This window comes from Rhizobium sp. P1_E1 (assembly GCF_056406015.1).
The window spans coordinates 1-6,182 of the sequence record NZ_JBFUAY010000238.1 but is presented as its reverse complement, the minus strand read 5'-3'; the positions used below and the strand labels follow the sequence as shown (position 1 = coordinate 6,182).

The window sequence follows — 6,182 nt, the reverse complement described above, 5'->3', positions numbered from 1 at the left end:
GCTCTGACCGCTGCATAATTCTATCCTTAAATCATAATGGATTTAAGGATAAAATTATGCAGCAATTCAAAGTGTTACAGCGTTTTTTGCGCGTCTGAAAAGACGCGCGGCGCTGTAAGATCACTCGCCGGCACGCTGTGCGCGTCGCAATAGGGACACGCCGGTTTCGATCTGCATGGTCAGGACGTTTTCGTCGGCGGCAAGCTTGACGCTCGGCTCGATATCCGGCTTGCCGAGTAAAAGGCCCTGCACTTGCGCGCAGCCTTCCTCGACGACGATCCGGCGCTGCATCTCCGTTTCCACGCCCTCCGTCACGACAGGCATGCCGAGGCTATGACCAAGGCCGATGATGGCGCGCACGATCGAGCGTGCCGACGCATCATGTTCCAGCACGCCGGTGAAACTGCGGTCGACCTTGATCTTGTCGAAAGGGAATGAACGCAGGTTGGACAGCGAGGAAAAACCGGTGCCGAAATCATCCATGACGATGTGCACGCCGAGCTTGTGCAGCCGCAGCAGCGTCGTCATCACCCGGTCGCGATCGCGAATGAGGGCCGCCTCGGTGATCTCGAGCTCCAGCCGGCTGGGCGCAAGCCCGGTTTCGGCGAGGATCGACTCGATCCGCTCACAGAGGTTCGGCAGCATGAATTGCACCGGTGAGAGATTGACGGCGATCATCAGCGGCAGCGGCCAGCGCACGGCCTCCCTGCAGGCCTGCAGCAACACCCATTCGCCGAGTTGGACGATCGAACCGCTTTCCTCGGCGATCGGGATGAAGATATCGGGCTCGGTCAGGCCGTAACCTGGCCGGTTCCAGCGCATCAGGGCCTCGTAGCCGCCGATCTCGCCGCTCTGCGCATCGAGGATCGGCTGATAGCTGACATGGATCTGGTTGCGGGAGATCGCATGGCGCAGTTCGCTTTCGATCTGGCGGCGGTTCCGTGCCGCCTTGTCCATTTCCGCGTCGAAGAAACAGACCTTGCCGCGACCGTCATGCTTGACGCGGTAGAGTGCAGTATCGGCATTGTTGCAGAGTTCTTCAGCAGCAGCGCCATCCGCGGGATAGAGTGCGATGCCAACGCTGACGCCGACGGCTGTGGGGTCACGGGCCGTGTCCATCTCGGCGGCGAATTCGTCGAGGATATCAGCCGCAAGCTTCTGCGCCGCCGCCGGCTGTTGCCCGGCGGGCTGAATGATGGCGAATTCATCACCGCCGAGGCGGGCGATCGTATCACTCTCATCGGCCACGCGGCGCAGGATTGAGGCGACCTTGCGGAGAATGCGGTCGCCTTCGGCATGACCGAAGATATCGTTGACGGCCTTGAAGCGATCGAGGTCGAGATAGAAGAGGGCAACCTCGCTGTCTTTTCGTTCGGCCATCTGCAGCGCCTGCCGGATGCGGGTATCGAACAGCGACCTGTTCGGCAGATCGGTGAGCACGTCGTGGTGGGCGAGATGCTCGATCATCTCCTCGGCCTGCCTGCGCTCGGTGAGATCACGCACCGCCAGCACCTCGCAATTGTGCCCACGATAGACGATCCTGCTCGCGGTCACTTCGACGGCGATCTCCCCGCCGTTTCTGGTGTTGAGCAGCGTCTCGCTGGGTCTGTTCTGCCCAGTTCCCTGAATAGCGGACAAAACAGCCGAGGGCGCCCTGCCGGCAAGATCGGCAAACTTCCAGCCGGAAAGCCCCTGGAAGCGTTCATTGGCATCGATGATCCGGCCTTCCCGCAGGATCAGCAGCCCTTCCTGCGAGGCATTCGCAAGCCCCCTCAGATCCGTCAGGTGGCTTTCGATAAAGACCACCGCGAGGGCAATCAGAATGAGCGTCGTCGCCGCCACCACGACGATCACAGCAAGCAGGCTGGCGTCGAGCACCGTTGCCGGAACTTGCTTGCCGGGATCCGGCACCAGCGTGATGCTAGCCATCGAGATGAAATGGAGAGCGCAGATCGCGAGGACGAAAGTGATTGACGAGGCGAGGAGCCGCCTCAGTCCCTTCAATTGGAAAAAGGCGTGGAAGGCGGCGCCCGACAACAGCGCTCCTGCGAGAACCGCACTCAGCGTCATCAAGGGATCATAAAGGATGACCGCCTGCGTTTCGATCGCCTGCATGCCGGTCAGGTGCATGGAGGCGATGCCGAGCGCCATCAGGACGCCGCCGCGGATGCGAGAAAATCTGCCGCGGCTTTCCGAAGCGACGAGGATCGCCGCCCACGAACCGACAACCGACAGGAGGAAAGAGAGCGTCGTCAGGCCCAGTTGGTAGCCGATCGGCATGCCGCCGTCATAGGCCAGCATCGCGATGAAGTGCGTTGCCCATACGCCGGTGCCGAAAGCGAAAGCCGAGGCGCCGATCCAGAGCTTGCGCCGCCCGGCATCGCATTCCTGGGCGCGGGAAAGCAGCAGCATAGCCGCCGTAGCGCCGACCAGGCAGACGGCGGCAGCCGCAAGCACCAGCCGCCAATCGTGGTTGTCCCGAATACATGTAATGACCGAAAACATCCGAACCTCGCACAGCTGAATTCGGTCAGGCTATTTAGGTTATACTAAATAACGGTAAATTGAATTAGAATTCTCTTCTATATTATCCAGCAAATCTTCTTGATATTAGTCTATGCCCCGCCGGTCATTCGCGCCGCCGATTTTTTGTTTTTCCGCCTCGCCTGCCTATCTGGTTTGGTCTATCGTCCGGCCGAATTTCAAAAAGGAGTCGAAAATGACCGATGTACGTCAAGTGCTTGCGCGCGCGGATCAGAATCTTCCATCGAGCCTCGACAAGCTGTTCGAGCTTCTGCGCATCCAGTCGATATCCACCGATCCCGCCTACAAAGCCGAATGCCGAAAGGCTGCGGAATGGCTCGTCGCTTATCTCGGGACGCTCGGCTTTACGGCCTCGGTGCGCGATACACCAGGCCATCCGATGGTCGTCGCCCATCATGCCGGCGCGTCCGCCGATGCGCCGCATGTTCTCTTCTACGGCCATTACGACGTTCAGCCGGTCGACCCAATCGAACTCTGGGAAAACGACCCGTTCGAGCCATCGATCAAGGATATCGGCGAGGGCCGCAAGATCCTGACCGGCCGCGGCACCTCCGACGACAAGGGCCAGTTGATGACCTTCGTCGAGGCTTGCCGCGCCTATAAGGAGATCAACGGCGCGCTTCCCTGCCGCATTACCATTCTCTTCGAGGGCGAGGAGGAATCCGGTTCGCCGTCCCTGAAGCCCTTCCTCGAAGCCAATGCCGCAGAGCTCAAGGCCGATTATGCGCTCGTCTGCGATACCGGCATGTGGGACCGCGACACGCCGGCGATCGCCGCAGCGCTGCGCGGCCTCGTCGGCGAGGAAGTGATCGTGACGGCGGCGGACCGCGACCTGCATTCCGGTCTCTTCGGCGGCGCGGCGGCCAATCCGATCCATATTCTCGTCGAGGCTCTTGCCGGCCTGCATGACGAGACCGGCCGCATCACGCTTGACGGATTCTATGACGGCGTCGAGGAAACGCCTGACAACATCAAGGCGTCATGGGAAACGCTCGGCAAGACCGCGGAGAGCTTCCTCGGCGAAGTCGGCCTTTCCATTCCATCCGGCGAGAAGGGCCGTTCGGTGCTGGAACTCACCTGGGCCCGGCCGACCGCCGAAATCAATGGCATCTGGGGCGGGTATACCGGCGAAGGCTTCAAGACGGTGATCGCTGCCAAGGCTTCGGCCAAGGTTTCGTTCCGGCTTGTCGGCACGCAGGATCCGGCCGCCATCCGCGAGGCTTTCCGCAGCTATATCAGCTCGAAGATTCCCGCCGATTGCTCGGTGGAGTTCCATCCGCATGGCGGCTCGCCGGCAATCCATCTCTCCTATGATTCGCCGGTTCTGACCAAGGCGAAGAACGCGCTTTCCGACGAGTGGCCGAAACCCGCCATCGTCATCGGCATGGGCGGGTCGATCCCGATCGTCGGGGATTTCCAGAAGATGCTCGGCATGGAATCGCTGCTCGTCGGCTTCGGCCTCAGCGATGATCGCATCCACTCGCCGAACGAGAAATACGAGCTTATCTCCTACCACAAGGGCATCCGCTCCTGGGTGCGGATTCTTCAGTCGCTCGCTGCCTGAAGGAAAAGGCGCGGCTTCCATCAAGACGCGCCACGCAAAGTCGCGACAAACAAAAAGGCCGGTTCGACCCGGCCTTTCGTCATCCGCTCATCTCAGTGCCAGTTCATCCGTGGTCAAGGAGCAAGCGGGTATTGCAATGAGACTGCCGCCGAAAGGTTAACGGACCGTTAACAGTGCCCGCCCTTGCCGGAAGCAGCACTCGCGGCTCAAGGGCGCTGACAGACATTTCGCCGTTCAAGCTACGTTCATCGCGAGCGACGTATAAGCCATTGAAAGATAAGACGAATGATAACGCCCTAAACACCTGCGGGCGATCCGTCTATCTTTTGTTTCAGTGGCATATGCCAAGGAAACGCGGCCCAGCGCTGCCTGAAAAACGTGCCAACAAGGACTGAGAAGCGTGAAAAATCTCTTTGTTAAAATCGCAGCGGTCGGCCTGCTTATGCTGGCGCCTGCCGTAGCGCAGGCTGCCGAGGGCTACTCGACGGCGAACGTCAACATGCGTGCGGGTCCGAGCACCCGTTATCCTGCCGTCGCGGTCATCCCGGCTGGTTCTTCCGTCGAAATCCGCGGATGCCTTTCCGACGTCAACTGGTGCGACGTGGAATTCTACGGCGGCCGCGGCTGGGTTTCCGGCCAGTACGTGCAGGCCTCCTACCAGCAGCGCCGCGTCTATGTCGGCCCGCAATATTACCGTCCGCTCGGCATTCCGATGATTCGCTTCAGCGTCGACAATTATTGGGACCGCTACTACCGCAACCGCGATTTCTATCGCGACCGTGACCGCTGGAGCCGCGGCCCGGACTATTACTATCGCGACCGCGACAATCGGGATCGCGATCGCGATCGCGATCGGGATAACCGGGATCGCGACCGCAACTGGCGCGAGCGGGATGGCGACCGAGATGGGCGCGACCGCGATCGTGACTGGCGCGACGACAATCAAAGGGACGATCGGCAGAGGGGCGATCGGCAAAGAGGTGAACGGCAGAGGGACGACCGGCAAAGAGGTGAACGGCAGAGGGACGACCGGAGAGGCGATGATCGCAGGCCGGACCGCAGGGACTTTGATTGCCGCCCCGGCGATCCCTCCTGCGACGAATGAAACAGAAAGGGGACGGCAGCGCCGTCCTCTTCCGAGGCTTGAAGCCAAGGGAAACACCCAAGAAAAAGCCCGGCGCTCCCATGAGGGATGCACCGGGCCTGATGTCGATCGGCGCGTGTTGAGGGGAGACGGCCGATCATGCGCGGGACGTGAGGGGTTGTCCCGCTTGTACTTAAACAATCGCGGAGCCTATTGGTTCCGCCTCCTGCATAATTCCTTAAATCGGAATCGAATTTAAGGACGAAATTATGCAGTAATTCAAAGTGTTACAGCGTCCTTTGCGCTTATCGAAAAGACGCGCGGCGCGGTAATCCACGTCGTATCGCACGTAACTCACGCCACGCAATTCGGGGCCTTTGTTTTCATGACGCGCGCCGCTTCGCCGGCGAACGCAAGACAGGAACCGCGGGGTAAGGATCGATCCTCGAATGCGGTCACCGACAATTTGATGTGAAGCCATCGCGAGGCTCTTGTTTTGCGGGATTCTTTATTGCAGTTTTGTGGCGTTGCGGATTGATTTTAATCCGTTCGAGGCTGGACCCTGATGACGCAAGACTACCTGGCTTTCTTCGGACTTTTTGTCCCTCGGGCAGCCGCCGCAGATGTTACCGTTTGGCATAAACACAACCCTATCCTGCCTGTACGCCTTACCGATGGGGCGAACCTCAACCCTTCCGGCCAGATCTGGCGCCGCTTTCATCTGGGCGAGTGGGAATATAAGCAGGACCCGGAAACGCTCGACGATTACGAGGCCCGGCAGTTCTGAAGGCCAATGCTGTCGCCCGGCGCGATCTGCTTTACTTTCCATTATTAACACCCCGTTAAATCGCCGCATTTACAGTTCAGTCGGATGATCACGGCGGCACTCAAAGTGCTCCAGCGTCCTTTGCGCGTCTGAAAAGACGCGCGGCGCTGGAGAAGAGCACCGTTATGCGAAGCTGGCTTCGCGATCGAACATGGGGTGTGTCC

At 60.0% G+C, this 6,182-nt stretch carries 4 protein-coding genes; 3 read left to right on the top strand and 1 reads right to left on the bottom strand.

Going from position 1 to position 6,182, the window contains the following annotated elements; translation table 11 throughout:
- Positions 1–120: 120 nt before the first annotated feature.
- A complete protein-coding gene (locus AC1D1Z_RS32655; RefSeq protein WP_131605394.1) occupies positions 121–2,505 on the bottom strand; it encodes a bifunctional diguanylate cyclase/phosphodiesterase in 2,385 nt (794 codons plus the stop codon).
- A gap of 214 nt (positions 2,506–2,719) precedes the next feature.
- Between AC1D1Z_RS32655 and AC1D1Z_RS32650 the strand changes: the two genes are divergently transcribed.
- The 3 genes from AC1D1Z_RS32650 to AC1D1Z_RS32640 all read left to right on the top strand — a co-directional run bounded on the left by AC1D1Z_RS32650 (position 2,720) and on the right by AC1D1Z_RS32640 (position 5,979).
- Positions 2,720–4,108, top strand: coding sequence for a M20/M25/M40 family metallo-hydrolase (locus AC1D1Z_RS32650; protein WP_131605393.1), 1,389 nt, complete (start codon positions 2,720–2,722; stop codon positions 4,106–4,108).
- 400 nt (positions 4,109–4,508) lie between these two features.
- Positions 4,509–5,213 carry an SH3 domain-containing protein gene (locus tag AC1D1Z_RS32645; protein WP_131605392.1) on the top strand — a complete coding sequence of 235 codons (705 nt, stop codon included), beginning with the start codon at positions 4,509–4,511 and terminating at the stop codon, positions 5,211–5,213.
- Between the two features lie 544 nt (positions 5,214–5,757).
- Positions 5,758–5,979 carry a hypothetical protein gene (locus tag AC1D1Z_RS32640; protein ID WP_131605391.1) on the top strand — a complete coding sequence of 74 codons (222 nt, stop codon included), beginning with the start codon at positions 5,758–5,760 and terminating at the stop codon, positions 5,977–5,979.
- The last annotated feature ends 203 nt before the right edge of the window (positions 5,980–6,182 follow it).

Excerpts from the sequence above, each read along its gene's own strand:
- AC1D1Z_RS32655 (WP_131605394.1), bottom strand. The coding sequence starts at position 2,505 with ATGTTTTCGGTCATTACATGTATTCGGGACAACCACGATTGGCGGCTG.
- AC1D1Z_RS32650 (WP_131605393.1), top strand. The coding sequence starts at position 2,720 with ATGACCGATGTACGTCAAGTGCTTGCGCGCGCGGATCAGAATCTTCCA.
- AC1D1Z_RS32640 (WP_131605391.1), top strand. The coding sequence starts at position 5,758 with ATGACGCAAGACTACCTGGCTTTCTTCGGACTTTTTGTCCCTCGGGCA.